The sequence below is a fragment of the Chloracidobacterium sp. genome, assembly GCA_016711345.1.
In the GTDB taxonomy this organism is placed as follows: domain Bacteria; phylum Acidobacteriota; class Blastocatellia; order Pyrinomonadales; family Pyrinomonadaceae; genus OLB17.
In genome coordinates, this window is sequence record JADJTD010000001.1 from 1,883,045 (window position 1) to 1,907,919 (window position 24,875).

At 47.8% G+C, this 24,875-nt stretch carries 23 protein-coding genes and 1 tRNA gene; 14 read left to right on the plus strand and 10 right to left on the minus strand.

The genetic code is table 11. The annotated features are described in order from the left end of the window. Positions 1 to 38 precede the first annotated feature (38 nt). Positions 39 to 1,682: a GWxTD domain-containing protein gene (locus IPL32_07865; protein MBK8465732.1), complete on the plus strand. Its 1,644-nt coding sequence runs from the start codon at positions 39 to 41 to the stop codon at positions 1,680 to 1,682. Positions 1,683 to 1,775: 93 nt separating this feature from the next. On the opposite strand, the gene IPL32_07870 is transcribed toward IPL32_07865, so the two are convergent. Then, complete coding sequence (locus tag IPL32_07870) at positions 1,776 to 2,723, minus strand: hypothetical protein (GenBank protein ID MBK8465733.1); 948 nt, start codon at positions 2,721 to 2,723, stop codon at positions 1,776 to 1,778. A gap of 96 nt (positions 2,724 to 2,819) precedes the next feature. Here IPL32_07870 and speD point away from each other — a divergent pair, with 96 nt between their 5' ends. The 8 genes from speD to IPL32_07910 all read left to right on the plus strand — a co-directional run bounded on the left by speD (position 2,820) and on the right by IPL32_07910 (position 10,267). After that, the gene (gene speD / locus IPL32_07875; GenBank protein ID MBK8465734.1) at positions 2,820 to 3,212 is read left to right on the plus strand and encodes an adenosylmethionine decarboxylase; all 393 of its coding nucleotides are present in this window, start codon (positions 2,820 to 2,822) and stop codon (positions 3,210 to 3,212) included. Continuing rightward, positions 3,209 to 5,149, plus strand: coding sequence for a DUF4178 domain-containing protein (locus IPL32_07880; protein ID MBK8465735.1), 1,941 nt, complete (start codon positions 3,209 to 3,211; stop codon positions 5,147 to 5,149). The genes speD and IPL32_07880 overlap by 4 nt, the downstream gene beginning before the upstream one ends. Positions 5,150 to 5,163: 14 nt before the next feature. Further along, complete coding sequence (locus IPL32_07885) at positions 5,164 to 5,313, plus strand: hypothetical protein (GenBank protein MBK8465736.1); 150 nt, start codon at positions 5,164 to 5,166, stop codon at positions 5,311 to 5,313. Positions 5,314 to 5,348: 35 nt separating this feature from the next. Next, positions 5,349 to 5,576: a DUF350 domain-containing protein gene (locus IPL32_07890; protein MBK8465737.1), complete on the plus strand. Its 228-nt coding sequence runs from the start codon at positions 5,349 to 5,351 to the stop codon at positions 5,574 to 5,576. A 77-nt stretch (positions 5,577 to 5,653) separates the two neighbouring features. Then, positions 5,654 to 7,177, plus strand: coding sequence for a polyamine aminopropyltransferase (locus IPL32_07895; protein MBK8465738.1), 1,524 nt, complete (start codon positions 5,654 to 5,656; stop codon positions 7,175 to 7,177). After that, positions 7,177 to 8,775, plus strand: a complete 1,599-nt coding sequence (locus tag IPL32_07900) for an FAD-dependent oxidoreductase (GenBank protein MBK8465739.1) — start codon at positions 7,177 to 7,179, stop codon at positions 8,773 to 8,775. Before IPL32_07895 ends, IPL32_07900 begins: the two co-directional genes overlap by 1 nt. Next, positions 8,772 to 9,230 (plus strand): hypothetical protein, encoded by a 459-nt coding sequence (locus IPL32_07905; GenBank protein MBK8465740.1) that lies wholly within the window; start codon positions 8,772 to 8,774, stop codon positions 9,228 to 9,230. Before IPL32_07900 ends, IPL32_07905 begins: the two co-directional genes overlap by 4 nt. Then, the gene (locus IPL32_07910) at positions 9,215 to 10,267 is read left to right on the plus strand and encodes a hypothetical protein (protein ID MBK8465741.1); all 1,053 of its coding nucleotides are present in this window, start codon (positions 9,215 to 9,217) and stop codon (positions 10,265 to 10,267) included. Before IPL32_07905 ends, IPL32_07910 begins: the two co-directional genes overlap by 16 nt. 66 nt (positions 10,268 to 10,333) lie before the next feature. On the opposite strand, the gene IPL32_07915 is transcribed toward IPL32_07910, so the two are convergent. Beyond that, positions 10,334 to 11,431, minus strand: a complete 1,098-nt coding sequence (locus IPL32_07915; protein ID MBK8465742.1) for a PDZ domain-containing protein — start codon at positions 11,429 to 11,431, stop codon at positions 10,334 to 10,336. Positions 11,432 to 11,541: 110 nt separating this feature from the next. Next, positions 11,542 to 12,747, minus strand: a complete 1,206-nt coding sequence (locus IPL32_07920) for an aminotransferase class I/II-fold pyridoxal phosphate-dependent enzyme (protein ID MBK8465743.1) — start codon at positions 12,745 to 12,747, stop codon at positions 11,542 to 11,544. A 188-nt stretch (positions 12,748 to 12,935) separates the two neighbouring features. Between IPL32_07920 and IPL32_07925 the strand changes: the two genes are divergently transcribed. Next, positions 12,936 to 13,943 carry an SLBB domain-containing protein gene (locus tag IPL32_07925; protein MBK8465744.1) on the plus strand — a complete coding sequence of 336 codons (1,008 nt, stop codon included), beginning with the start codon at positions 12,936 to 12,938 and terminating at the stop codon, positions 13,941 to 13,943. Here IPL32_07925 and IPL32_07930 read toward each other — a convergent pair. The 5 genes from IPL32_07930 to IPL32_07950 form a co-directional block, all read right to left on the minus strand. Continuing rightward, positions 13,937 to 15,808 carry a long-chain fatty acid--CoA ligase gene (locus IPL32_07930; protein MBK8465745.1) on the minus strand — a complete coding sequence of 624 codons (1,872 nt, stop codon included), beginning with the start codon at positions 15,806 to 15,808 and terminating at the stop codon, positions 13,937 to 13,939. The two genes, IPL32_07925 and IPL32_07930, sit on opposite strands and share 7 nt — an antisense overlap. Next, entirely contained in the window at positions 15,805 to 16,419 is a 615-nt protein-coding gene (locus IPL32_07935) for a TetR/AcrR family transcriptional regulator (protein ID MBK8465746.1), read from the minus strand. Before IPL32_07935 ends, IPL32_07930 begins: the two co-directional genes overlap by 4 nt. A gap of 140 nt (positions 16,420 to 16,559) precedes the next feature. Next, a tRNA-Ser gene (locus tag IPL32_07940) sits at positions 16,560 to 16,645 on the minus strand. 59 nt (positions 16,646 to 16,704) lie between these two features. Further along, positions 16,705 to 17,217: a TlpA family protein disulfide reductase gene (locus IPL32_07945; protein ID MBK8465747.1), complete on the minus strand. Its 513-nt coding sequence runs from the start codon at positions 17,215 to 17,217 to the stop codon at positions 16,705 to 16,707. A 48-nt stretch (positions 17,218 to 17,265) separates the two neighbouring features. Next, complete coding sequence (locus IPL32_07950) at positions 17,266 to 17,772, minus strand: TlpA family protein disulfide reductase (protein ID MBK8465748.1); 507 nt, start codon at positions 17,770 to 17,772, stop codon at positions 17,266 to 17,268. A gap of 169 nt (positions 17,773 to 17,941) precedes the next feature. On the opposite strand from IPL32_07950, the gene recF reads away from it, so the two are divergent. From recF to IPL32_07970, 4 genes are all read left to right on the plus strand, one after another. Beyond that, positions 17,942 to 19,042 carry a DNA replication and repair protein RecF gene (gene recF / locus IPL32_07955; GenBank protein ID MBK8465749.1) on the plus strand — a complete coding sequence of 367 codons (1,101 nt, stop codon included), beginning with the start codon at positions 17,942 to 17,944 and terminating at the stop codon, positions 19,040 to 19,042. 181 nt (positions 19,043 to 19,223) lie between these two features. Further along, the gene (gene gyrB, locus IPL32_07960) at positions 19,224 to 21,635 is read left to right on the plus strand and encodes a DNA topoisomerase (ATP-hydrolyzing) subunit B (GenBank protein ID MBK8465750.1); all 2,412 of its coding nucleotides are present in this window, start codon (positions 19,224 to 19,226) and stop codon (positions 21,633 to 21,635) included. A 412-nt stretch (positions 21,636 to 22,047) separates the two neighbouring features. After that, the gene (locus IPL32_07965; protein MBK8465751.1) at positions 22,048 to 22,443 is read left to right on the plus strand and encodes a hypothetical protein; all 396 of its coding nucleotides are present in this window, start codon (positions 22,048 to 22,050) and stop codon (positions 22,441 to 22,443) included. Positions 22,444 to 22,633: 190 nt separating this feature from the next. Beyond that, a complete protein-coding gene (locus IPL32_07970; protein ID MBK8465752.1) occupies positions 22,634 to 23,527 on the plus strand; it encodes an Abi family protein in 894 nt (297 codons plus the stop codon). 124 nt (positions 23,528 to 23,651) lie between these two features. Here IPL32_07970 and IPL32_07975 read toward each other — a convergent pair whose 3' ends face one another. Both IPL32_07975 and IPL32_07980 read right to left on the minus strand, forming a co-directional pair. Further along, positions 23,652 to 24,191, minus strand: a complete 540-nt coding sequence (locus IPL32_07975; protein MBK8465753.1) for a hypothetical protein — start codon at positions 24,189 to 24,191, stop codon at positions 23,652 to 23,654. A 156-nt stretch (positions 24,192 to 24,347) separates the two neighbouring features. Beyond that, the gene (locus IPL32_07980; GenBank protein MBK8465754.1) at positions 24,348 to 24,806 is read right to left on the minus strand and encodes a pentapeptide repeat-containing protein; all 459 of its coding nucleotides are present in this window, start codon (positions 24,804 to 24,806) and stop codon (positions 24,348 to 24,350) included. Positions 24,807 to 24,875: the final 69 nt, after the last annotated feature.

Consider the following 24,875-nt stretch of genomic DNA (forward strand, 5'->3'; position numbering starts at 1 on the left):
CCGCATAGATTTGCGGTTTTCGAGTAGGAGTTTATCGTATGTCAAAGAGCATCATAATTCGAAATTTTGTTTTGGCCTTCATAGTTGTTGCAACCGGCGTTACTTTTAATGCCGACGCGTCGGCACAGCCGCCTGATAAAGATAAGCCGAGTCAGGACGTTTCTGACAAGGTTCGCAATGTAAAAAAGGAATCTAAAGACGCCTATAAAAAATGGCTAGACAATGATGTGCCGTATCTCATTACGGATCAGGAACGGAAAGCGTTTAAGGCTCTTGCGACGGACGAGGAACGCGAGAACTTTATCGAACAGTTTTGGCGGCGGCGCGATCCGAACCCTGATACTGAGGAAAACGAATTTCGTGAACAGTATTACGAACGCATAGCATACGCAAATGAACATTTTACATCGGGAATTCCGGGCTGGAAAACCGATCGCGGACGTATTTATATTGCCTGGGGAAAACCTGACTCTATTGAGTCGCATCCGACAGGCGGCACTTATAATCGTCCGAGCTATGAGGGCGGCGGCGATACAACCACCTATCCTTTTGAGATCTGGTTTTACAGACACCTCGAGGGAGTAGGTGACGGACTTGAGATCGAGTTTGTCGATCCTACAAGCACAGGGGAATATCGCCTCGCCCGCGATGCAAATGAAAAAGATGCAATGAGGATGGTACCCGGAGCAGGGTTTTCAACTTCTGAACAGTTGGGTTTAGGAGCACAAGGAGATACCTCTTCGGGGCGTCCAAGTTATCAGCGTGAGCAGGATACGATGTTCAGGCGAATGGAAATTCAGAATGGGCTTGCTCGCCCGCCTGCGGTCAAGTTCAGCGATCTACAGGAATTAGCAGGTGGCGACTCGGGTGTGCTTTTTGATAAAGACCCTCTAAAGTTCGACGTTCGTATCGATTTTTTCCGCCAGTCTGACGACCGGATCATTACAGCCTTTACAGTGCAGACAAATAACAAGGAGTTGCAGTTCAAAGACGTCGGCGGCCTGCAGCAGGCCTCGATGAACATATTTGGCAAGATCACTGCTGTTTCCGGCAAACGTTCGGGCATCTTTGAAGATTCGGTAACAACGAGCGCAACGACACAAGAATTATCGGAAGCAAAAGACCGAAAATCTATCTATCAAAAAGCTATCGCTCTTACGCCAGGCACTTATAAAGTCGATGTCGTAGTTCGCGATGTTGAGACGGGTAACAAGGGCCTTATAAATATGGGTTTTGTCGTACCTAAATACGACGAGAAGAAACTTTCGACTTCGTCAATGATACTCACGTCGACGTTGAGATCGACCGCCGAACGTGACATCGGCCAAATGTTCGTGATCGGTAACGCTAAGGTCGTTCCAAATCTTTCCGGAAATTATAAGGTCGGCCAAGAGGTAGGTGTATATTTACAGGTTTACAATGCAGGTGTCGATCAGACGACTCTGAGGCCAGCTGTGGACGTCAATTATATTTTAACAAAGGGCGGGAAAGAGATCCTGCAGCAAGCTGAGGACTGGAGCGGACTGAGCGATTCAGGCCAGCGATTGACCATTGCCCGGCTTTTGCCGACAACGATGATGTCAGTCGGCGATTATGAGCTCAAAGTCGTTATAAAAGATCGTGTTAGTGGACAGGTCCTCAACGACGACAAATTAAAAGCTAAGTTTACGATCACGCAGTAGTTTATTGCCGTTATCGGTGAATCAGTACGGCTTTAGCGATATTTTCATACACGTTTATGAAATGCGGCTAAAGCCTTTTTCTTGAGGCTTTCTTTACCTGCGTTTGACTACAATAACAGGTGATCGCTGTCCCTCGCTTGTTACAAATATCGACGATCCGTCAACGCTGTAGCAGATGCTCTCGCCTTGATTGCGTTCGCCCAGATCTACGACCTCAGGTTTCTGCAGCCATATCTCATCAAAATTTACCGCTCCCTCGGGCAATGTAAATTCATACCCTTGTGAATAATCACATAAGATGACACGTTTGCCATCCGGCGATACGTCGCCACCGGTCAACAGACCGTTCGGAATTGCAGGAAGTGATATCTCAGCAATTATTTGAGCCTTTTGTGTTTCAGGTTTTCCAAAATCGGGTTTGATACGATAGACGCCTGACGGGCCAACAAGACGCTTCGTCAGAACGTAGATACTACCGGTCATCGGTTGGACGACCAACGTCTCTGCGTTCTGTTTTGTGTCCGGATATCTGTACTTTACTATTTCGGCTGGCTCGGTCGTCATCGAATTTTTTCGATCGGACCTTGCATCTGATTCTTTGACGACCGGTTCAGCGATTCGATAGATGGAGTGTTCTATAAATTGCAGTTCGTTGTCACCAATATCGCCGATGTAAAGAAAACATTTGCCGCTCTTGTCTTTATAGGCAGCTATGTCTTCCCAGTCGATGTTATCCGCATTCTGTACCTTCCATGTGCCGAGGCTTTCGCCGGTGGGCTTAAATGCAAAAATATATGCTCCCTCGTCGGAATCATTGTGTGTCCAAATCACATCGTTCTGACATCTAGAAGCCGCAATGCCGCTGCTTTCCGTAATATCGCCTGACTTGATATTGCCGATGATCTTGGGTGGATCGTAGTGGATTTCCGGTTCGATCTTGTCACCCTTTGACGAAATGCCGGAACACGCAGAAAAAATTGCCGCAAAAATGGCTGGTGAAATGACAAAGAGGCAAAATTTAGCTATAGTTTTGTTCGACATAGTCCGCTTAGTTTAAAGTATAACGCAGGCCGCGCGGCCTTGGGTTCCAATGGGTATTATGCCCGAATTCACATAGAAGCAGTTAGTGTTACACCGATGATCGTTGGTACCGAATGGCTAATCGAGGCGAGCGGTTGTGAAAAGACCGCTTTACGCGACGAGAATTTAGTTCGCCGTATCTTGGACCGCGTCATTGCGGATCTGGGCCTCAAGTCTGTCGGTTCAGTATGGCACAAATTCGACGGCGAAGGCGGCGTCACCGGCCTTATCGCCCTTACAGAATCTCATCTAGCTTGCCATACTTATCCCGAATACGGCACCGCCACATTCAATCTCTACTGCTGTCAAACCCGTCCTGAGTGGGATTGGGAAACAAATCTAAAAGCTGATCTCGTAGCGTCGAACGTGACGGTCACAAAGATCGAACGCGGAGATAGCGTCTCTCAAATTTCAGATCTCAAATTTGAAATTGCGGGAGGCGAGAGATGAGTGTTCTTCAGGCAAATTGTCCATCGTGCGCGGCTCCCATCGAATTTAAGGCGGGTTCGACGATCGTTGTTGTGTGCCCGTTTTGCCGATCGGCAATAGCGCGAAACGACCGTGCTCTCGAAGACCTCGGCAAAGTGGCTGAAATTGCCGATTCCGAATCGCCACTCAAACTTGGATTAAAGGGAACGTACAAAGATACAAGTTTTGAATTGACCGGCCGAGCACAGCTAAGGCATGAATTAGGCGGTTATTGGGACGAGTGGTACGCGACGTTTTCCAACGGTTGGGTCGGTTGGCTTGCCGAGGCGCAAGGCCGGTTTTACATGACGTTTTACCAGCCTCTGCCGGCAGGAACTGTACTTCCAACTTTCAACGATCTACAGCTTGGCCAGGTCGTTGCCGAGATACCTAATCCTACCCCGTTGATGCTGCAGGAAAAAGGCCACGGCACGTCGCTGGCGGCAGACGGCGAGATCCCTTATAAGCTGTCGCCGGGCGAAAGATTTGCGTACGCCGATTTGGCAGGCAAGAACAACGCCTTTGCGACGATCGACTACAGTATCGATCCGCCGTGGGTTTTTGTCGGTACTAGTGTAACGCTCGACGAGATCGGACTCGGTGATGCAAAACCGGTTCAGCGAGAAGCTCGTCGCGTTTCAACCGTCGGAATGGGCTGCCCAAATTGCGGTGGTCCGCTAGCGCTTATCGCTCCCGACAAAGCCGAGCGCGTAACGTGTCCCAACTGCAATTCGTTGCTCGATGTAAACCAAGGCAATCTTTCATTTTTCAAAGCGCTCAATCCGCCGCCGAATCAGCCTGATTTTGCACTCGCGATCGGATCCGAAGGCACTTTTGCCGGTGATGTTAAATTCAAGGTGATCGGAGCTGTTGTTCGCAGCGTCACCATCGAAGGAATTCAGTATTTCTGGCACGAATATCTGCTTTATAATCCAATGGTCGGCTTCCGTTGGCTCGTCCATTCGGACAATCATTGGAATTTTGTCGAATCGGTAAATCCCGCCGATGTGGCTCAGAACAATGTTTTCGGCGCCGGCTCCACTGTCGATCATAACGGGAAAAAGTACAAGATATTTCAGGATGCTCGGGCAGTTGTCGAATATGTAAAAGGTGAGTTCTATTGGCGCGTTGAACAAGGCGAGTCTGTTCGGGCAGTAGATTATGTCTCGGCTCCAAATATGGTGTCGATGGAAGCGAGTACGGACGAAATGAACTGGTCGTTGGGCACGTATATGACCAACGACGAGATCGAAAAGGCTTTTGGAATCACAGGTTTGCCGCGCCCTTGGGGCGTCGCTCCAAATCAGCCTTTCACTGGACAGTTTTATTACACTTGGGGCGCATTGCCGCTGCTGCTTTTGTTTGTAGTGGCCATATTTATGATCCCTTTTAGCGGTCTGACAAAGATCGTGCTCAATCAGGAAGTAGTGCTTCCGCCGATGACAAATGCAGCGACCGCGCAGGCTGCATTTAGCCTGCCGTTCGATATAAAAGCAAATAGTAATGTGAGGATCACCGCTAGCGCGCCGGTTGATAATTCGTGGGCAGATCTCGATGTAGATCTTGTCAACGATCAAAGCCTGGAAGTCGAATCGGTAAATATTCCGGTCGAATATTACACTGGCAGCGACAGTGATGGAGCGTGGACCGAAGGATCAAAGTCAACCGACGCAACTCTTTCGTCATTACCGGCAGGGAAATATACTTTGCGAGTAGAAGGAACGTGGCAAAACTGGCAGGCGCAAATGCCTGTTTCTGTAAAAGTCGAACAAGGCGTAAATCGCGGAGTCAATTTCATATGCGCGTTCCTGCTTTTAATAATTGTTCCCGTCTTGGGACTGATCAGAAAGTTTTCATTTGAGACAAGCCGCTGGAAAGACAGTATGTTCAGTACAAGTTCCAGCAGTTCGGATGATTGAGTTGTAAAACGCTTATGTTAAAAAAAATGTATATGGTTTTCGGTGTCGGGGTGCTTGCGTTCTACGCAGCGGCTTCATGGTTCGGTTGGGAGGTCGCTAATTCCGGCAGCAAATCACGTTTGGGAGTGCCGTTCTTTTATTCAGGATTTCGTGGAGGAAAATAATGTCCAATCTGTTAACTTTTGCCCCAACTCTGGGAATGATCGTCAAGCTTGATGACCTTTTGCCGGTCTTGGCGACCACCGTCATCTTCGTTGCCATCGGCCTTATAGTTTTTGCCGTCGCTTTTTTTATCGTGGTGCTCGTCGCGCCATTTTCAGTAAAAAAAGAGATCGAGGAAGATCAAAACACTGCTCTTGCGGTAATTATCGGTGCTCTCATCATTGGCGTGGCGATGATAATTTCCTCGGCAATACAAGGAAATTGATAAAAGGGTAAAGGCGAAAGGATAAAGGATAAAGCCTGCTCTTTACTTTATCCCTTATCCTTCATCCTTCATCCTTTATGAAACGTGCTCCGCTACTTTTTCTAAACGTCTTTGTTATCGCCACCTGCGGCTTAATTTATGAGCTGCTTGCCGGGACGCTCTCAAGCTACGTTCTCGGCGATTCGGTCACACAATTTTCACTAATTATTGGTATCTATCTTTTTGCAATGGGTGTCGGCTCGTGGCTGTCGCAGTTTATCGAAAAACATATTGCCGAGAAATTTGTCGATATCGAACTTGCGGTTGCGGTTGTTGGAGGTTTTTCGGCACCGCTGCTATTTCTTACATTTGCCCATCTTTCGTATTTCAGCGTCGTACTCTACGGCATGGTTTTTATCATCGGCACTCTCGTTGGGTTGGAAATACCGTTGCTGATGAGAATCCTGAAAGATGAGATGGATTTCAAGGATCTGGTTTCTCGCGTTCTGGCGTTTGACTATATCGGCGCTCTAGTCGCATCTCTGCTTTTTCCAATCTTCTTGGTCCCCAAACTCGGGCTCAATCGCACCTCGCTGCTTTTCGGTATGTTAAATGCTGCTGTCGGCATTTGGGGCACTTGGCTACTACTGCCGCTGATCAAGCGAAACGTAACCATAATGCGAGTAAAAGGCTCTGTCATTTTCGTACTGCTTCTCATCGCTTTTATAAAGGCAGACAAATTGACTACCTTCGCCGAAGACGCTCTGTTTGTCGATAACATTATCTATGCGAAAAGCTCGCCGTATCAACGCATCGTTGTAACAAAAGGAAAGACCGGTCATTCGTTATTTCTCAACGGCAATCTGCAATTCAATTCATTTGACGAATACCGTTATCACGAAGCTTTGGTACATCCTGCATTTGCCGCTTACAACGGAGAAGCAAAACGAGTATTGGTGTTAGGCGGCGGTGATGGCCTTGCTTTGCGTGAAGTAGAAAAATACGGTTCTGTTGAGTTCATTCAACTTGTAGATCTAGACCCTGAGATGACAAAAGTCTCATCCACACTTCCTGCTCTTATCGAATTGAATCGCCACTCGTTTGATGACCCGCGGCTTCAGGTTACGAACGCAGATGCTTTTGTATGGCTCGATGACACGCTGATCGAACCGTTTGATATTGTTATTATTGATTTTCCAGACCCGAACAATTTTGCGCTGGGGAAACTTTACTCGACGCGCTTTTACAATCTTTTAAAGCAAAAATTGAGGCCAGATTCGTCAGTTGTGATCCAGACCACTTCGCCGCTTATCGCACGCCAATCGTTTTGGTGCATCATCAAGACGCTTGAGTCTGTTGGCTTTTCGGTAAAGCCTTATCAAACAACTGTTCCGAGCTTTGGCGTTTGGGGTTATGCTCTTGCAAAGATGCAGCCGTTTGATTCGCCAACAAAACCGCCCGCAAATATAGAACTTAACTTCCTGAACGATAATTCCTTTGCTTCAATGTTTGAATTCCCATCGGATACGTCGCGGCCAGAGGGCGAGATCGAAATAAACCGGCTAGATAATCAGGCGCTTGTACGTTATTACGAAACCGAATGGCGGCGGTTTGAGCAGTGATGAATCTATCACGACGCGAACTCTTAACCGCTTTTCTCGGGGCGCCGTTTGCGATGGCTGCTTGTGGGAAACGCGAAACGCGAATATTTCCCGAAGGCGAGATCATTGGACAGTCAGTAACGCTGGGACATATATTGCGAGAAGGCCGCTCGTTCGAAGTCCCACCCGACAAATGGGAAACCAAAAAGGTCGCGATCATCGGCGGTGGTATCGCCGGGTTGACTGCTGCGTGGAAACTGAAAAAAAACAAACTCAGTGATTTCGTGCTCCTCGAACTAGAAAAGGAAGTAGGCGGTACATCCGGTAGCAGTAAAGGGCACCCGGTCAGCTATCCTTGGGGTGCACATTACCTGCCTGTGCCGTTTCAGGAAAATGTTGAGTTAATAGATTTTCTCGATGAGATGTCTCTGCTCGACGGCCGAGGTGCGAACGGTGAGATCATTGTAAAAGAACAATTCTTATGCCGTGAACCGGAAGAGCGTGTTTTTTACAAAGGCCGATGGTATGAGGGATTGTATCTGACCGTAGGTGCGAGCGAAGAAGATAAACGGCAATTTGTGGAGTTTCAAAAACATATAGATCAATGGGTCAATTGGCGCGATCAGTACGGCAAACGGGCGTTTGTCGTACCTGTGGCAAATTGCACAAACGATGTCGAGGTAACATCGCTTGATAAAATTTCATTTGCCGATTGGCTCCGGCAAAACGGATTTACGTCTGATCGATTGCACTGGTATTGCGACTACGCGTGTCGTGACGATTATGGACTAAAACTCGAACAAACATCGGCGTGGGCTGGTTTATTTTATTTCTGTTCGCGTGTGCGCAAAAGCGGAGTCGAGTCGCAGCCGTTTATCACTTGTCCCGAAGGCAACGGCCAATTCGTCAATCACTTTTTCGAAAGGGTTAAGGACAATGTCCGAAGGTCGCAGATCGTCGTTTCCGTCGTGCCGTCAGACAAAGGTGTCGATGTAATTTGTCTCGACGGTGGTGAAGTTCGTGGTATTCATTGCGAAAAAGCGATCTTTGCGTCGCCTATGTTTACCGCTCCATATATTATTCGCGGTTTTCGTGAAGACGCACCGTTTGCGGCAAGTGAGTTTCAGCACAACGCCTGGTTCGTCGCAAATCTTTTTCTAAAAGACCGCCCCAAACCGCGATTTGCAAAGGATTTCCCGCTCGCCTGGGACAATGTTCTTTACGAAAGCCCATCGCTCGGCTACGTGACGGCGACACATCAGAAGGGAATTGACTACGGTCCGACGATCCTGACCTATTACTACCCAATGTGTGCCGAGGAAAATGGCCGGACAAAATTATTTAACTACGAATGGCGCGATCTGGCTGATGTCTGTCTCACTGATCTTGCACGTGCGCATCCTGACATTTACGATCTCACGACTCGAATCGACATCATGCGTTGGGGCCACGCGATGATTAGCCCGCGGCCAAATTTTATCTGGAGCGGCATCCGCGAAAAAGCGATCAAACCATATCGCAACATCCACTTCGCGCACACCGACCTAAGCGGTATCGCACTTTTTGAAGAAGCGTTTTATCATGGACTGCGTGTGGCTACGGAGATGCTTCAGAGATGAAAAGAAAGCTAATAATTATTGTGGCTACTGTCTCGATTCTTCTGGGTTCAGTACTTATTCTTTACATGATTCCGTCTGAATTATTAGTTTCGAAGCATCTTGGAACTATTGAACACGCAGGAAATTCTACGAACCTGATGCTTCGAAAATATGAGCTAACGGGCTACCCATTCGAGATTCGCCGTTGGCTTACTGGGAAACACGATGGAGCAATAGGACAACAAATTGCATATATCTTCTTGCCTTGGGGCGTACGGCATCCTTACGGTTTTGCATACATCATTGAGGGCATCGAACCTGAAAACCGTCCAAGATTTGTGAGTTGGCTCGGCTCAATGGTCGGTGAGGCCATGATTGAGCGTGAATTTCTGGAAGTGTTCGACTGGTACGAGACCCCAGTAATAACAGATTTAAAGCTCGAAGTTGAGAAGCAAAAAAAGTGGCAGCAGCACTAGACGAACCAACCTATTGGCTATTTTCCCGATCAATCGACCTGTCGGTCTTCTTGGGAAGCGCGGTGGCATCGCTGTTACTGCTCGCGGTTGGTTGGCAGTTTGGCGTTTTGAATGGCGACTCGCCCGAATGGACTTGGATTTCCGCCGTGCTCTTGATCGATGTTGCTCATGTGTGGTCAACGAGTTTTAGGGTCTATTTCGACAAAGAAGAATTCAAACGTAGGTTTTGGTTGTATTTACTCGTGCCGGTTTTTGGTTACGCAATTGGTGTAGCTCTGTATTCAGAGGGTGAGCTTGTATTTTGGAAAACTCTTGCAGTAGTTGCGGTCTTTCATTTTGTCCGTCAGCAATACGGCTGGGTCGCTCTTTATCGCCGCAAGCTCAATGAAACGGCGAACTGGACTTGGTGGATCGACACTTCGGCAGTCTATCTTGCTAGTGTTTACCCGCTGGCGTTCTGGATGACGCGGCTGCCGCGAAATTTTGAGTGGTTTGTTCAGAGTGATTTTGTTTCGCTGCCCGCGATCGTCGAAACAGTTCTCTTTCCGATCTATGTCGTTGCCTTAACAGCATATTTTGCAAAATCGATATATCTCTACATCACAACCGGTTTTCTCAACATCGGCAAGGATATTGTCGTCGCGACGACCACCGTTTGCTGGTATGTCGGCATCGTGTATTTCAATTCTGACTATGCCTTCACAGTAACAAACGTCATCATCCACGGCGTACCGTATTTTGCATTGATCTATGTCTATTCACGATTTCGGCGCGAATCTACGGGTCGAGTTTATCGGACACTTTCGCAAAACTGGTTGATTTTTTTGGCTACACTTTGGGCGCTCGCATACGTCGAAGAGCTTTTCTGGCATCGAGGCGTCTGGCATGAAAAGCAGTGGCTCTTTGGCAGTGACTGGGATTGGGGAAATGCAAAAGTGTATCTTGTTCCGCTGTTAGCACTGCCGCAATTGACGCATTATGTGCTGGATGGTTTTGTATGGCGGCGAAAGAACAATTCTGATTTTCGACTCATTTGATGTATTTACCACAGAGACACGGAGAAGATCGAGAGTTTTTCTCTGTGTCTCTGTGGTGAAATCTTATTAAATCACCGGTCCGCCAATGAAAGGCATCGCCGGCATTGGTGCGTTCATCGGCTGCATTGGTTTCATCATCTGGCCCGGTGCGACCATCGGAGCCATCGGTGTCGAGGGCATTGCGAGACGCATTTCACCCGGTGACGGGGCTATCATCATTCCATCTTCGTCACCGTCTGTCTGAAATACAAAACCGCTGTCCTTTGCGGCCTCAGGAGTGACCGAGATCGTCTGGCGGTTTTTATCGCGAATGATGGTGAACTGAATGTCGCCTTCTTTTTTGTCGTTGATGGTGCGCATCAGGTCCATATTATTTTTAACGGCCTTGCCGCTGGCTTCGACGATGATGTCGCCTGCTTTGAGGCCAGCCTTAAAGGCTGGCGAATCTTCGCGAACGTTATTTATCATCACGCCGCTCTCGACGCCCATATTTTCAGAAAGCTGTTTTGTCAGAGGATAAACCGAGATGCCGATCTGACGACGCTCGCCCATTTTCCATACGAAGTTCTTACCTTCGCCTTCCCCAAAAATCATTGGTCCGTCACCTTTCTGCAGTTCTTTTAGCTTCTTTAGCTCTTTCAGTTCAGGCAGATCCTTAAGTTCTTTTTCGAATTTGAACTTGTCGATATCCGGAATGGTTATCGCAAAATTGCCGTTCTCAAATTGCGGTCCTTGGCGTTTGCCGAGAGTTGCTTTGATATCTTTTTCCTTGCCGTTACGAAGGACCGTGAGCGAAACCTGATGATCGGGTGCGATCTCTGAGATCAGGCGTGTAAGTTTACGGGTGCTTGAGACCTCTTCGCCGTTGAGACGGACAATAACGTCATTATCCTGAATACCCGCAGCGGCAGCAGGTGAATTTTCCATCACTTTTTCCACCGCAACACCGCGAACTTCTTTCAAACCAAAAGTAGCAAAGTTCTCTCTGTTAACTTCCTCAGTTCTGACGCCGAGATAGCCGCCGTCACCGCTAAATGAGAATGCGAATGCTCGCGGCGTTCTTGCATTTTCCTTGTCTTTTTTGGCGTCGGGAGCGTCCTGGCCAAAAGCGAGGACAAAGCTAGAAGTAACGATCAAAACAGAAATAAATGACCTAATAAGCATAGAATAACCTCCAATATTTGCGTTGAAATCGATAAAAAATGGGAGTTGTCTCTAAGCGTATAACGCGCAAGATATTGGTTTTGTTGCGTTGAAGTTGGGAAAAGGTTGCTTTAACCACGGGACAATTTTGCGAGTCTTTCCGCTGCCGCTTCCAATGTTTCGTCCTTCTTGCAGAAGCAGAAGCGCACCATTTGCGAGCCCATTTGCGGGTCGTGATAGAACGAAGAGCCTGGCACGACGGCGACGCCGATCTCGCGAATGAGATGTTTTGTAAATTCAATGTCGTTCGCAAAGCCGAACGCCGAAATATCGCACATCACATAGTATGCGCCTTCAGGAAAGTCGCATTTGAAACCGGCGTTTTGCAGTGCAGGCACAATAAAATCGCGTTTTCTCAAGTATTCGTGATGAAGTTCGTCGTAATAGCTCGGCGGCAGGCTGAGAGCGTAGGCACCTGCGTGCTGCAGCGGATTTGCCGCGCCGACTGTCAGAAAGTCGTGCACCTTCCGGATCGCCGACGTGATATCGGGCGGAGCGATGCAGTAACCGACACGCCAGCCTGTGACCGAGTAGGTTTTTGACAAAGAATTAACAACCACCGTTCGCTCGCGCATACCTGGAATCGTCGCCATCGAAATATGCGTCAACGGGTCATCATCGGCGTTTCCTTTGTAAATGATGTGTTCGTAAATCTCGTCCGTGAAGCAAAGAGCGTCAAATTCCTTGCAAAGATCAGCGATAAATTCGAGTTCGTCCTTAGAAAATACCTTGCCCGTTGGATTATTCGGGTTGCAGATGATTATCGCTTTTGTTTTCTCGTTAAAAGCGGCCCGAAGCTCTTCGCGGTCAAATACAAAGCCGTTATCGGTCCTGTATAACGGAACATGCCTCGGTGTAGCGTCAGAAAGTATCGCGTCGGGAGCGTAATTCTCATAAAAAGGCTCAAAAACTATTACTTCTTCTGTCGGATCAACGGTTGCCATCATCGCCGCGATCATTCCCTCGGTCGAGCCGCAGGTTACCGTGATCTCTGCTTCCGGGTCGAGGTCGAGCCCCAGAAACCACATCGTTTTCTTTGCTATCGCATCACGAAAACTCTTTACGCCCCATGTGATCGCATATTGATTGTGGTCGGCCGCTATGGCCTCCATTGCCTTTTGTTTTATATCCTCCGGCGCAGCAAAATCAGGAAAGCCCTGGCCGAGATTGACCGCTCCGTACTTAATGGCTTCGCGCGTCATCTCTCGAATGACCGATTCCGTAAAAGAGCCGGCTTTTCGGGAGATTCGTTTTTTTGAGATCTTAGTTTGAGTCATCTGGGCATCTACTTTACCACGATTTTGCTTTAATGAAATCACTCTTTGGCCGTTTTTATTGTTGAATAACCAACCTTCATTCCTTGCTTCACATCATAACTTCGCTACTGCCGCAAACACTAAAAAGATTGTTTCGCGGGTTGAGGTGCGTTAAACTTAGCCATTCCACATAGTTTCGAGGTTCGTGTATGAAATTTAAGTCATTAATTCTGTTTACTATTCTCGCTTTTTCTGGTTTTGTCTATGCGCAAGACGGGGCCTCTCAGGAAAATACAGTCACTCGAGGCTATACATTAGGCCCGGGTGATCAGGTCGCGGGAACTGTGCATGGCGAACTCGGCTACGATTTTGTCGGCACGATCGATGAGGATGGAATGCTCGCGGTTCCATTTATGAAGAAGCTGGTGGCTGCTCAGTGCCGGACTGAAAGAGAGATCAAGGCCGAGATCGAAACCGAGGTCAAAAAATACCTTCGCGATCCGAGTTTCAATTTCCGCGTCACAGAAAAACACAGCCGTTCGCCGGTATCGATATCCGGCGAAATAATGAAACCGTCTGAGATCATTCTGACGCGAAAAGCGACGTTGTTGGAGATCTTGTCGGTGGCTGGCGGACCGAAAGAAGAGGCCAGCGGTGAGATCCAGGTCTCTCGCCCTAAAACACCGCTGTGCATGGCGGAAAACGATCTCGATAACTGGAAGGCAATTTCAAGCGACACAACGGACGTTCCTTCGCGCACATATAGCTACGCTAAAGTATTGCTTGGCAAAGAAGATTCTAATCCAACGATCTATCCAGGCGACCGGATCTTAGTTAAGCGGGCGGCTCCGGTGTATGTAAACGGAGAGGTCGTTGGAAGCCAGGCAGTCTTTCTTAAGGAAAATGGACTTTCCCTTGCAGGAGCCTTAGGCATGGTCGGCGGAAGCCGTCCGGGCGCGAACATAAAAAATATTGCGATCTATAGGCTAAAACCGGGAGCTGGCCCGGAATCTCAAAATCGTGACCTTATTTCCGCAAACCTCAAACTCATCCGTGAAGGAAAACAAACTGACGTAATGCTGCAACCATACGATGTCGTTGTAGTTGATAAGGCAAAAGACTCAATTGGAAAAATTCTGTTAGATGTTGCGACTAATGCCGGAAAAACGCTCGTTGGGGGATTTGCAAATGCTACACCCTATAGGGTTATTTATTGATCGGCCATTGCAGACTTGTAAAGTTCATCAATTATCGATTGATATTTTGTATCTATAACTCTTCGTTTTATTTTTAGTGTTGGTGTTAATTCGCCGTTCTCGACTGTTAATTCGTGTTCGAGGAGGGCGAATTTTTTTACCCTTTCAAACTGCGACAATCCAGGCGTGTAAGATTCGATCTGGCGGGTAAAAAGATCGAGAATTCGCGGATGTTGGCAAAATTCTCTTGGAGTCTTTATGTCGAGTTCCTTTAGTTTTGCGTAACTCTCGAGCATTTCAAAATTCGGCACGATGAGAGCAGCAGGGAATTTTCGTTCGTTGCCAACCAGCACCGCTTGATTCACAAACCGCGACGATCGAAGCATCTGCTCTATGTGTGACGGCGCAATATATTTGCCGCCTGAGGTTTTGAACAACTCTTTTTTACGATCGGTGATACACAGATAACCGTCTCCGTCGATATTTCCAATGTCGCCCGTGCGAAACCAGCCATCGTCCGTAAAAGCCTCTTTCGTAGCTTCGTCTCTGTGGTAATAGCCGAGCATAACGCCAGGTCCCGTAACCTCGATCTCTCCGTCGGCGGCAATTCGCACTTTGACATTGCGGATCGGTTTTCCGACCGTTCCGACACGCACCGCTGTTGGATTATTCGATGAAATTACAGGTGAAGTCTCGGTCAGTCCATATCCCTGCATTATCAAAATACCAGCACCTGTGAATATTAAAAATATCTCATCCGGCAAGGCCGCGCCGCCGGTAATGCAAAACCGCACACGTCCGCCAAAAAAATCGCGCAGTTTTTGGTAAACAACTTTATCGGCGACTGCATGCTGGGCCATGAGTGTCATTGGGATAGGTTCGCCACGTTCTTTTAACGTCGCATATTCCTTCGCGACCTCTATCGCCCAATCGAAGATCATCTCGTGGACACGGCCTGCCTGAGCAGCTTTTAGACGGGCGCGTTCAAAAACCTTTTCAAAAATGCGCGGCACTCCGATAAAGATCGTCGGCCGAACCTCTTTTAGGTTGTCGGGAACTTTTTCTATCGATTCTGCAAAATGCACACACATCCCGTATCGTATGTAAACGTACATTCCGGTACGCTCGAAAACATGCGACAACGGTAAAACCGAAAGCGAAATGTCACGCCCGTCAAAGGCATATTTCTCGCTCGCATCTAAAACATTTGAGATCAGATTCGCGTGCGTAAGCATCACGCCTTTTGGCTCGCCGGTCGTGCCGCTTGTATATATAAGCGTTGCGATGTCTGTCGGTTCGACATCATCACGCAGTTCTTTCACTAGAGTTGCGGTTTCCACTCTCAAATGTTGGCCAGCTGATTCGAGTTTTTCCAAAAAAATAACACACTCATCGTCAGTTTCATTTTCGGTGAAAAGGACTATTTTCTCGATCGATTTGCAGCTTTGGATCGCCGGCATCAACCGCGAACAGCTTTCCTCGTCCTGTAGGAATATTATCCGTGCTTCGGAATCATTAAGGATGAATTGGACCGAGTCTGGTGCAAGTGTTGTGTAGATCGGAACATCAATAACGCCCGCAAACTGGCAGCCCGCATCGACAAGCGTCCAGTCAGGCGAATTTGGGGCAAGAATCGCAACGCGATCTCCTTTTCGCAAACCAAGTGAATACAACCCGAGGGCAATATTTTCAGCTCGCTCGATTATTTCAGCAGACGAAATTGCTTGCCATTCGCCGCTTTTTTTGTAATTGAGGGCGTTTGGAAGATCAAACTCGGAAGCAGAGCGAAGAAAAAGTTCGGGCAAAGTTTTGGGCTCTGCATGATGCTCAACAGACGTCCGCGTAGCGGCGCTGGTCACGTCATTTTGCTCCCGAGCTTCGATCATTTTACCAGCACACCTCCGAAGAAGAGTTTCAAGACCTCATCGGCCATCGACACAAGCGGATATGATTTTTTTGAAAGGATCCAATTCGTAACCATCTCATCGAGACCACCGTAAAATATTTTGGCCGCCACGATAGGCTTGATGTCGCTGCGGAAATCGCCTGACCGCTGGCCGCTTTCAATTGTCTGGCGGATAATGTCCAGATATTCGGCAAAACCAGCGGCCGAAAACTCTTGCATAAATTTCGTCGATCCGCGAAGCTCAACCTGAAAGACAACTGCAAGGTCGCGGTCAGCTCCGAGCTTTTCCAAATGAAGCTCTGCAATTCGCGTCAGCTTTGCCTTTGGCTCATCGATCACAGCCAATTCCTTTTTCCCTTCAGCAATAAACTCCGCCATCGCCCGGTCAAAGATCGAATGCAGGATCTCGTCCTTGCTCTTGAAATATAGATATACAGTGCCGTCCGCTATACCAGCCTGGCCGGCAATATCAGAAACCTTGGAATTGAAATAACCGTTGTGGGCAAACACCTTGATCGCGGCACGAAGAATCGCTTCGCGTTTATCGGGAACACTCTTGGCTGCGACATTTTTTGTGGCTTCTTTAGGCATAAAAACACTTATGAATGAATCTTCATTCAGTATGCCTTTAGACTATAACAGATGCGAATTTCAAATCAAGAAAAATTAGAGAGGTTGGAAGGCAGGGAATCTGGTATCTGGAGTTGCAAATCAAAGATCCAAAATATAAATGGCGGAGAGGACAGGACTCGAACCTGCAAGCGCTTACGCGCGGTAGTTTTCAAGACTACTGCCTTACCAATTAGGCTACCTCTCCGCACCGAGCGGGCGAACTAAAACTATAAATAAAACCCAGCCGATAAACAACTCAAAAGTTTATTTGAGCTCAGTGGTTCTAGATCCAAACTGTCTCGCAAGCTCAGCCCTTACTGCATCCACACCTTTTGTGCCTTGCATCTTCATCACGACATTGCCCGAGCGGTCCAGCACATAATGCATCGGGAACGGCATGTCGATCTCGCCGTTTTTATTAGCGGTGCCGAATTTGCTGAATATTATCATTTCAGCACTCGGTACAACTTGGTATTTGAATGGATTTTTTACGAGAAACTTTTCCAAGTCCGCTTTTTTGCTGGCTGCGAGAGCTACAAACACCACATCTTTGTTGTCTTTATATTGATCCACTATCTGATTTAGCTGCTTGATCTCGTCTCGGCAATTGGGGCAATTGATAAACCACAAATTGAGAACGATCACCTTACCCTTAAGACTAGCTGTATCGATCCTGCTCCCGTCCATCGTGATCGCGGCAAAGTTCGGTTTCTGTATTTGAGCAGAAAGTGATGCGGCAAGCAGCAAGGTCAGAGCACAAACCAGTAGATACTTCATAAACCCTTTGTAGATACAAAAAGTGTGGTTGTCAAGAATTGAAACCGATCAGCGGTTAGAAAGAGTTTTATCTATTGCATCAGCAAGCGGTTTCGTTTTGTCCCAACCGCTATCCTTGAACTGAATGTAACCCGACCGATCAATTAGGTAGTATGCCGGAAACCCGATATTGACGCGGCCTTCCCTGTCGCGGTCGGCGTATTTGAGCAAAAGGCCAAAGCTGTCGGGAAGTATCTGAAAATCAAACCGGTTGCGTCTCAGAAAATTTTCAGCGATACTTTCGCTTTCCATCGTAGCCGCCAGAAACACTATGTTCTTCTTACGGTATCCGGCGGCAATTTCATTCAATTGCGGGATCTCGGCCTGACATATAGAGCAGCGAGACGACCAGAATACGAGCAGAACGACCTTACCTTTTAGGGAAGCGAGTTCCACAGTCTTGCCGTCCATTGTAACTGCCGTGAAATTTTCCGCTTTTCTTCCCACCTGCGCCGAAACAGCGACAGAAAAAGAAAGGGCAAATATCGATAGTACAAATATGCGGATAATTTTCATCGGTGATAAAGAGGAGAGGAGAAATGCGGGTTGCGGTCTATTTAAAACACATTACCAATCGGGAACGGTTTCCAACAAACCTGCCAGCCTTAATTGTCAATTGAATGACTAACATTGTCAACAGTTCGTAAACCCTGAGGCTTCAGCCCTTTATGATAAAATCGCCGCAATGCTTTTGGAATCCATCGAAGCCAAGAACTTCCGCAATTTAGAGGGTTCGATCACGTTTGGCGATAGCCTTAATATCCTGAGCGGTGAAAACGGCATGGGCAAGACTAACTGGCTCGAAGCAATCGCTGTGCTTGCCTCTACGCGGTCGTTTAGGACCACTAGGCTTCAGGAAGCCGTAAGTTTTGGAGCCCAAACGGCCATGATCGGCGGTAGTGTGCGCGAGTCGCCTGAAATTGTACGCGATCTGCGTATCGTTATCACGGGAAATACAAAAACAGTAAGCGTAAATGCAAAAAAAGAAACGGTTTCAGGGTATCTGGGTCAACTTCACGCGGTCGTTTTCAATTCGGACGAGCTTGAGATCGTTCGCGGCTTGCCCGATGCTAGAAGACGGTTTTTGGATGTTGGAATTGTTTCGCTCCATCCACCGTTCGTTCAGGTTTTTGCGGACTATAACCGTGTCCTAAAGCAAAAGAACGCCTTGCTTCAATCTGCGAGAGACAACGAAGAGTCATTCGAAAAGACAGCCGAAAAGATCGATCCGTGGAACAGCCAGCTTGCTCCATTGGCAACTAAAATACACCGTGCCCGTGTCCGTTTTATCGAGCGGATCAATGAAGTGCTCGAAAAGAAGCTATTTGGCCGCGAAGAGCTTTCTGTACGCTATCAGTCATCACTCGAAGGAAAAGGCGACATCACAGATTACCAAAACCTGATCTCCGAGCGTTTGTCGCTGCGTGTTCAGGCCGAAGTCGTTGCCGGACACGCCCTCATAGGCACACACCGCGACGATATGGAGCTTAAATTCGACGGCCACGATATTAGAAAATTTGGCTCTGCCGGTCAGCAGCGAAGTGCTCTGCTTCTGCTGCAGCTAGCAAACATCTCCGTCTATAACGCCACACGTGGTGAATACCCTCTCTTTTTGATCGACGACATCGATGCCGAGCTCGACTACAAACGCATCGGAAAACTGCTTGAATTCTTAAAGGACAAGACCCAGACTTTTGTTACTACATCAAAGGAAAGTTTGGTCGAAAAATTCGGCTCAAATGCGCGCATTTTCAGAGTCGAAAACGGAGCTGCCAAAATACTCTGAAATCTAGATTTTTATTGTATTTCCCCTCTGTGTTTATTCCCTAAAAAATGATAAAATAATTGGATAGTTTATGTGGATATTTTCCATCCGTTCGAGTCGCTAATAACTCACAATCCAGAGGTCAAGAAGCGGCAAGAAACAAATCATAAAAACATACGTTCAGACACGAGGATATTATAAATTGGCTAAAGCAAAACAGGAATACGGCGCAGATCAGATAACAGTCTTAGAGGGTCGCGACGCAGTGCGTAAGCGTCCGGCGATGTACATCGGCTCGACAAGCGAGATCGGGCTGCATCATTTGGTTTACGAGGTCGTCGACAACTCGGTTGACGAGGCTCTCGCAGGCTATTGCGATACTATCGAGGTCACGATCCACATGGACAATTCCGTAACGGTCATCGATAACGGCCGCGGAATTCCGACGGACATACATAAACAGGAAGGGAGAAGCGCGGCTGAGGTCGTGATGACTATCCTGCACGCGGGCGGTAAGTTCGACTCGAATTCGTATAAGGTTTCCGGCGGTTTGCACGGCGTTGGAGTGTCTTGCGTCAACTTTCTAAGCGAGTACCTGCGATTAGAAATCTGGCGCGACGGAGCAACCCACGAGATGGAATTTGAGGCCGGAATACCGGTCGCCCCGCTCAAACAGACCGGCACAACCACAAAACGCGGTACAAAGATCACATTCCGACCTGATTCGAGCATTTTTGAGACGACTGTTTACAGTTTTGAAAAGCTATCAGAACGGTTGAGAGAAAAGGCCTTTTTGAATAAGGGCATACGTATCTTTATTAAAGATGAGCGAGAAGAGCCCGAGAAAGCGCATGAGTTTTACTATAAGGGGGGGATAGCAGAATTTGTAAAGCATCTCAACAAAAATAAGAGTCCTTTGCACGACGAACCGCTGTATTTCGAGCTCATCGACGACGAACTCTCGATCGAGGTTTCGATGCAGTATAACGACAGTTACGACGAAAAGATCTTTTCGTTCGCCAACAACATCAATACCGTCGATGGCGGCACGCACTTATCCGGCTTTCGCGGTGCGATCACTCGTACGATCAATAACTACGCCGAAGCCTTGGGCCTGACGAAGAATGCTAAGGTCACGCTCACCGGCGACGATGTTCGCGAGGGGTTGGTGGCTGTGATCAGTGTCAAGATACCTCAGCCGCAGTTTGAGGGGCAGACAAAAGGTAAGCTTAACTCGCCTGTGAAAGGGCCGGTCGAGTCGTTTCTTAACGAAAAGCTTGGCGAGTTTTTTGAGCAGAATCCGGGCGTAGCTAAAAAGATCGTCGGCAAGGCCGTAGATGCCGCACGTGCTCGCGATGCGGCCCGTAAGGCACGAGAGATCGTCCGTAAGAGTGCTTTGGGATCATCTACATTGCCAGGAAAATTAGCAGATTGTCAGGAAAAAGATCCTGCGTTGTCAGAAATTTACATTGTTGAGGGTGATTCGGCCGGAGGCTCGGCAAAACAGGGACGAGACCGCAAGAATCAGGCCGTTTTGCCGCTCAAGGGTAAGATCCTAAACGTCGAAAAGGCACGATTCGACAAAATGCTCGGCCACGGTGAGATCAAGGCCCTTATCACCGCACTCGGAACAGGCATCGGCAAAGAGGATTTTGACGTTACAAAGCTCCGATATCACAAGATCTGCCTGATGACCGACGCCGACGTTGACGGCAGCCACATCCGCACGCTTTTGTTGACGTTTTTCTATCGACAGATGCCGGAACTGCTCGAAAACGGCTTTGTTTACATCGCCCAGCCGCCGCTTTACAAGGTGAAACGCGGCAAAAAGGAAGAGTACATCAAGGATGAACCGGCAATGTTCAGCTACCTGATGCGAATGGCGACGGGCGACATCCAGATAAAATCTGAGACAAAGGAATTTTCCGGCCGTGAACTAACAAAGGTCCTAGATCAAACAAAACAGCTCAAGAATTACGCCGAGCGGATAGCCCGACGCCTCAACAACGATCCAACTCTGGTCGCGATGATCCTGGATGCGTTCGCCGGTAAAGACGGCGTGCTTGTCAAAAACTCGGTGCGTCTGCGAAAGGTTTTTGGCGACCGCGAAATGATGGCTGAAATAGAAGGCAAGCTGCTCGGCGAATACAGCACCGATCTGGTCGAAGACACCGAGCACAGTCTGTGGAGCATCAACCTTTCATTTCCTAACGGCACATCGCGGCAGATCGACTGGAACCTCGCAAGCCTCGTCGAGTTTCAGAAAGCAATCGAGCTGAGAAAGTCGCTCGAGATCGATTTTCCGGCACCGTTCATCGTCGGTGAAAACGGCAAGAGCGAAACCGTAAACACCCGCGAAGATTTGCTCGAAAAGGTCATGGCGATGGCCAAAAAGGACCTCACCATCCAGCGTTACAAAGGTCTGGGCGAGATGAACCCTGAGCAGCTATGGGAAACGACGATGGACCCTGAAAAGCGAACGATGCTGCAAGTTCGTATCGAAGACGCGATCGAGACCGACGGCATTTTCACCGTACTAATGGGCGACCAGGTCGAGCCGCGGCGCAAATTTATAGAGGACAACGCTCTCGACGTAAAAAATCTCGACGTTTAAGATCTACACCACAAAGGCACTAAGAGCACAAAGGAGTATTTTCTTTGTGTACTTCGTGCCTTTGTGATGTAAATTTTCTGAAAAAAGCCATCGCACGACCCCAAAAAGCCATCGGACACCCCCCAAAAAGCCATTTCAAACTATCAAAAAGCCATCGCATTTTTCCGGTTTTTAGGCCCTGTTCCACGACACTGCTAAAATGCCCAAAATCAATAAGACGTGTCTGAGATAGACGGAATCCTGCCGGTCACAGGCGCAATGCGCTTTGTGTTCTTTGTGTCTTAAAACTCTGTGGCCGTTGTGTTGAAGCTTTTTAAACACAAAGATCACAAAGGACGAAGACACAGAGGTCACAAATTTTCGCAAATTGCGCTTGACACAACGCGCAAAGGCGTGTAATCTGTGAAACATTATGGCACTTGATAGAGAATTTGAGAGATTTCACGGCGGGCCGAACGAGGCGGCGTCAAAACGGCTTCATGTCACCATCAGCCCGGCAAAGCTGATCTTGCTTAATCGCAACATGTACAACCTATTGGGGAAACCCGCCGCGGTTTACTTAAATTACTCACGAGTTAGCGATATCATCGCCATCGAACCTACCAGCGCGCGCTCGGCTGAGGCGTTCCCCGTGATCCAAAATCTCTGCAACTGGCGCATCAACGCCGCTCCCTTTTGCCGGAATTTTAACATCGACATCGACACCCAACTAAAATTCAACCGCCCCGAGATCAAAAACGATGCCCTAATGCTAAACCTCAAAGAAACCATCTCAGTCGGCGGCAGAAAGAGGAGAAAAAAGAAATAGGCCGCGCGGCCCGTAACCGCAAGGCAACCGCCGCATCGCGTAGTCGAGGAAAGGGTGGTGCTGCATCACTACCGAGGAAAGCAATCCTCTTGACAGTAATAGTTACGTGCCGTATGCTGAAAATGACCATGCCCGCCAAGCCTCTGCCGTAAGGCACGCTCAAATCGGTGGGCTTTCTTATGTTCTTAACATGAAATATATCAAACCTTCACTCCCAATAGCCGACCAGATAAAGCATCTGGAGGGAAGAGGTTTGGTAATATCCGATCACGCAAAAGCTGCCCATTACCTTTCAAATATCAGTTATTACAGGTTAAGCGCGTATCTCTACCCGTATCGTCAGTTGCCCACAGACAATTATGTAACCGGAACAACCTTTGATGAGGTTCTGGATCACTATTTGTTTGACCGGGAATTTCGGCTGCTTGTTTTTGATGCAGTCGAGAGGGTCGAGATCGCATTCCGGACGCAACTTATTTACCAACCCTCGAACCTTTATGGTCCATTTTGGTTCCTCGATCCGGCGCATTTTGGTGATCGCACTCGATGGGCGGAACAGGTCAAGAAAATCGATGAGGAGGTCGCCCGTTCAGGTGAAGTATTTATCAAACACTTTTTCGCCAAATATAGTTCTGAGAAAAGGCCGCCAGCGTGGATCTCCTTTGAGGTAGCTTCATTGGGCCTGCTATCCAGGTTGTATAACAACCTCAAGTTTTCTTCACCTGCTAAGAAGCACATCGCAAACCACTTTGGGCTTTCAGAGCCGCGAGTTTTTCAAAGCTGGATACGCAGTATGACTTATGTTCGAAATATCTGCGCACATCATAGTCGTCTTTGGAATCGGACATTGACCGAAACACCAAAACTCATCCAAAAACCACCTTCATTTTGGGTAAATACTACGCCACCAGCCAATGACAAGATCTATTATTTCCTATGCTGTCTTGTGCATATGCTTCGGCAGGTAAACCCGCAATCAAGCTTTATTAAAAGACTAAGAGCACTGTTTGAAAAGTATACGGTCGTTGATTGCAGAACAATGGGATTTCCCATCGACTGGAAAGACGATCCTTATTGGAAATGATGACAAATGCGCTCCATTTTGCCGGAATTTCAACATCGACGCTGACACCCAGCTGCTAAACCTCAAAGAAACCATCTCAGTCGGCGGCAGAAAGAGGAGAAAAAAGAAATAGGCTGTGCGGCCCTTAACCGGGAGGCGGCCTCGACGCGGGATGCTTTTGTAAGACGGCGGCCTCTGCAGAACCGAGCGGCATCCATTTATACGCCACATCGATGCATTCTATGAGCCAAAGCCCACCTCTCGACCATTCGATTTCATGAAGTACCCACCCTCGCTCCGACAGCCTGACCTCATCATACAACCAATCTCCATGGCCTCTGCCATTCGTAATATCTGAAGCCAATGAATAACCTTGAACATCTGAATACTTAAATTCAATGTGCCCATCGTGATATGCGGCAAATAATCGAACGACAATTTCAAACGAACGATTCTCCGCTCTCTCCCCGAAGGCAGACTCGCGGATAATAATCTCCTCAAGCCAGCCATCATGGGGCGAACGATGATCCTCGAAATTGTAATGCCACAAAGCGGCGGCAAATTCGTAGGCGCATCGCGGCAACCGATGTTTAACAGATTTAAGATAGGCGCTATAAGCCGAGTAGCCAGCTTGCCACTCTTCATAAGAATTATTCAGCCTGTCTTTTGTCAGGATGTAAGTCATGCAATTCTGTCTTCAGCGTAGGCGAACCATCTAACGGCAGGGATAACATTGGGCCAAACCCCCGGCATGCAAGCTAAGAATCAATGAGCAACGTAATAAGAAAGTAGCTGTTTCCGTCTTCGCCCCATTAATTAGTTATGCATTTCCTAGTTTTGATCAGCCTGTTTCACCAAATACCATGTTGTGATTCTGTGGATCAAAATTATCTGGAAATTTTGTTCGAGAATCATATCTTGCGCCGTTAAAATTTGCGTTTGTTACGTCTCGTAAGTCTGCAGCTTCTAATTGTGTTGAGCCGCCCAGATTGTCCAACCCCAAATTGGCGCTTCTCAAGTTTGCACCGCGAAGATTAACTTCTTTCAGATCTGCTCCCTGAAGATTGGCCATTTCAAGATTTGCGCCGCTCAAATCCGATGTAAAAAGACTTGCCCAATACAAATCTGCATTTTTTAGATTAGCGTTACGAAGAACCGTCCCCATCCAACAAATGCCTTCAAGGTTCGCATTTTCAAACATCGCATCGCTTAAATCGCGATCTTCTAAGTACGCCCTATCCAGAGGCTCGTCAGACTCAAAAATAATCTCGCCTTTTGTATTTCTGATTTCGGTTCTCATTTATGAATGCTTCAGTTCAAACGTTGACGATTAAATACTATTAACGCCGACCGCTGACGCAACGCGGAT

Bases quoted from the DNA above. Each gene is read 5' to 3' on its own strand.
- IPL32_07870 (MBK8465733.1), bottom strand. From the start codon at position 2,723: ATGTCGAACAAAACTATAGCTAAATTTTGCCTCTTTGTCATTTCACCA.
- recF (MBK8465749.1), top strand. From the start codon at position 17,942: ATGCTTTTGGAATCCATCGAAGCCAAGAACTTCCGCAATTTAGAGGGT.
- IPL32_07925 (MBK8465744.1), top strand. From the start codon at position 12,936: ATGAAATTTAAGTCATTAATTCTGTTTACTATTCTCGCTTTTTCTGGT.
- IPL32_07885 (MBK8465736.1), top strand. From the start codon at position 5,164: ATGTTAAAAAAAATGTATATGGTTTTCGGTGTCGGGGTGCTTGCGTTC.
- IPL32_07895 (MBK8465738.1), top strand. From the start codon at position 5,654: ATGAAACGTGCTCCGCTACTTTTTCTAAACGTCTTTGTTATCGCCACC.
- IPL32_07905 (MBK8465740.1), top strand. From the start codon at position 8,772: ATGAAAAGAAAGCTAATAATTATTGTGGCTACTGTCTCGATTCTTCTG.
- IPL32_07975 (MBK8465753.1), bottom strand. From the start codon at position 24,191: ATGACTTACATCCTGACAAAAGACAGGCTGAATAATTCTTATGAAGAG.
- IPL32_07950 (MBK8465748.1), bottom strand. From the start codon at position 17,772: ATGAAAATTATCCGCATATTTGTACTATCGATATTTGCCCTTTCTTTT.
- IPL32_07965 (MBK8465751.1), top strand. From the start codon at position 22,048: ATGGCACTTGATAGAGAATTTGAGAGATTTCACGGCGGGCCGAACGAG.
- IPL32_07900 (MBK8465739.1), top strand. From the start codon at position 7,177: ATGAATCTATCACGACGCGAACTCTTAACCGCTTTTCTCGGGGCGCCG.
- IPL32_07980 (MBK8465754.1), bottom strand. From the start codon at position 24,806: ATGAGAACCGAAATCAGAAATACAAAAGGCGAGATTATTTTTGAGTCT.
- IPL32_07935 (MBK8465746.1), bottom strand. From the start codon at position 16,419: ATGCCTAAAGAAGCCACAAAAAATGTCGCAGCCAAGAGTGTTCCCGAT.
- IPL32_07890 (MBK8465737.1), top strand. From the start codon at position 5,349: ATGATCGTCAAGCTTGATGACCTTTTGCCGGTCTTGGCGACCACCGTC.
- IPL32_07880 (MBK8465735.1), top strand. From the start codon at position 3,209: ATGAGTGTTCTTCAGGCAAATTGTCCATCGTGCGCGGCTCCCATCGAA.
- IPL32_07915 (MBK8465742.1), bottom strand. From the start codon at position 11,431: ATGCTTATTAGGTCATTTATTTCTGTTTTGATCGTTACTTCTAGCTTT.
- IPL32_07930 (MBK8465745.1), bottom strand. From the start codon at position 15,808: ATGATCGAAGCTCGGGAGCAAAATGACGTGACCAGCGCCGCTACGCGG.
- IPL32_07945 (MBK8465747.1), bottom strand. From the start codon at position 17,217: ATGAAGTATCTACTGGTTTGTGCTCTGACCTTGCTGCTTGCCGCATCA.
- speD (MBK8465734.1), top strand. From the start codon at position 2,820: ATGATCGTTGGTACCGAATGGCTAATCGAGGCGAGCGGTTGTGAAAAG.
- IPL32_07865 (MBK8465732.1), top strand. From the start codon at position 39: ATGTCAAAGAGCATCATAATTCGAAATTTTGTTTTGGCCTTCATAGTT.
- IPL32_07970 (MBK8465752.1), top strand. From the start codon at position 22,634: ATGAAATATATCAAACCTTCACTCCCAATAGCCGACCAGATAAAGCAT.
- IPL32_07920 (MBK8465743.1), bottom strand. From the start codon at position 12,747: ATGACTCAAACTAAGATCTCAAAAAAACGAATCTCCCGAAAAGCCGGC.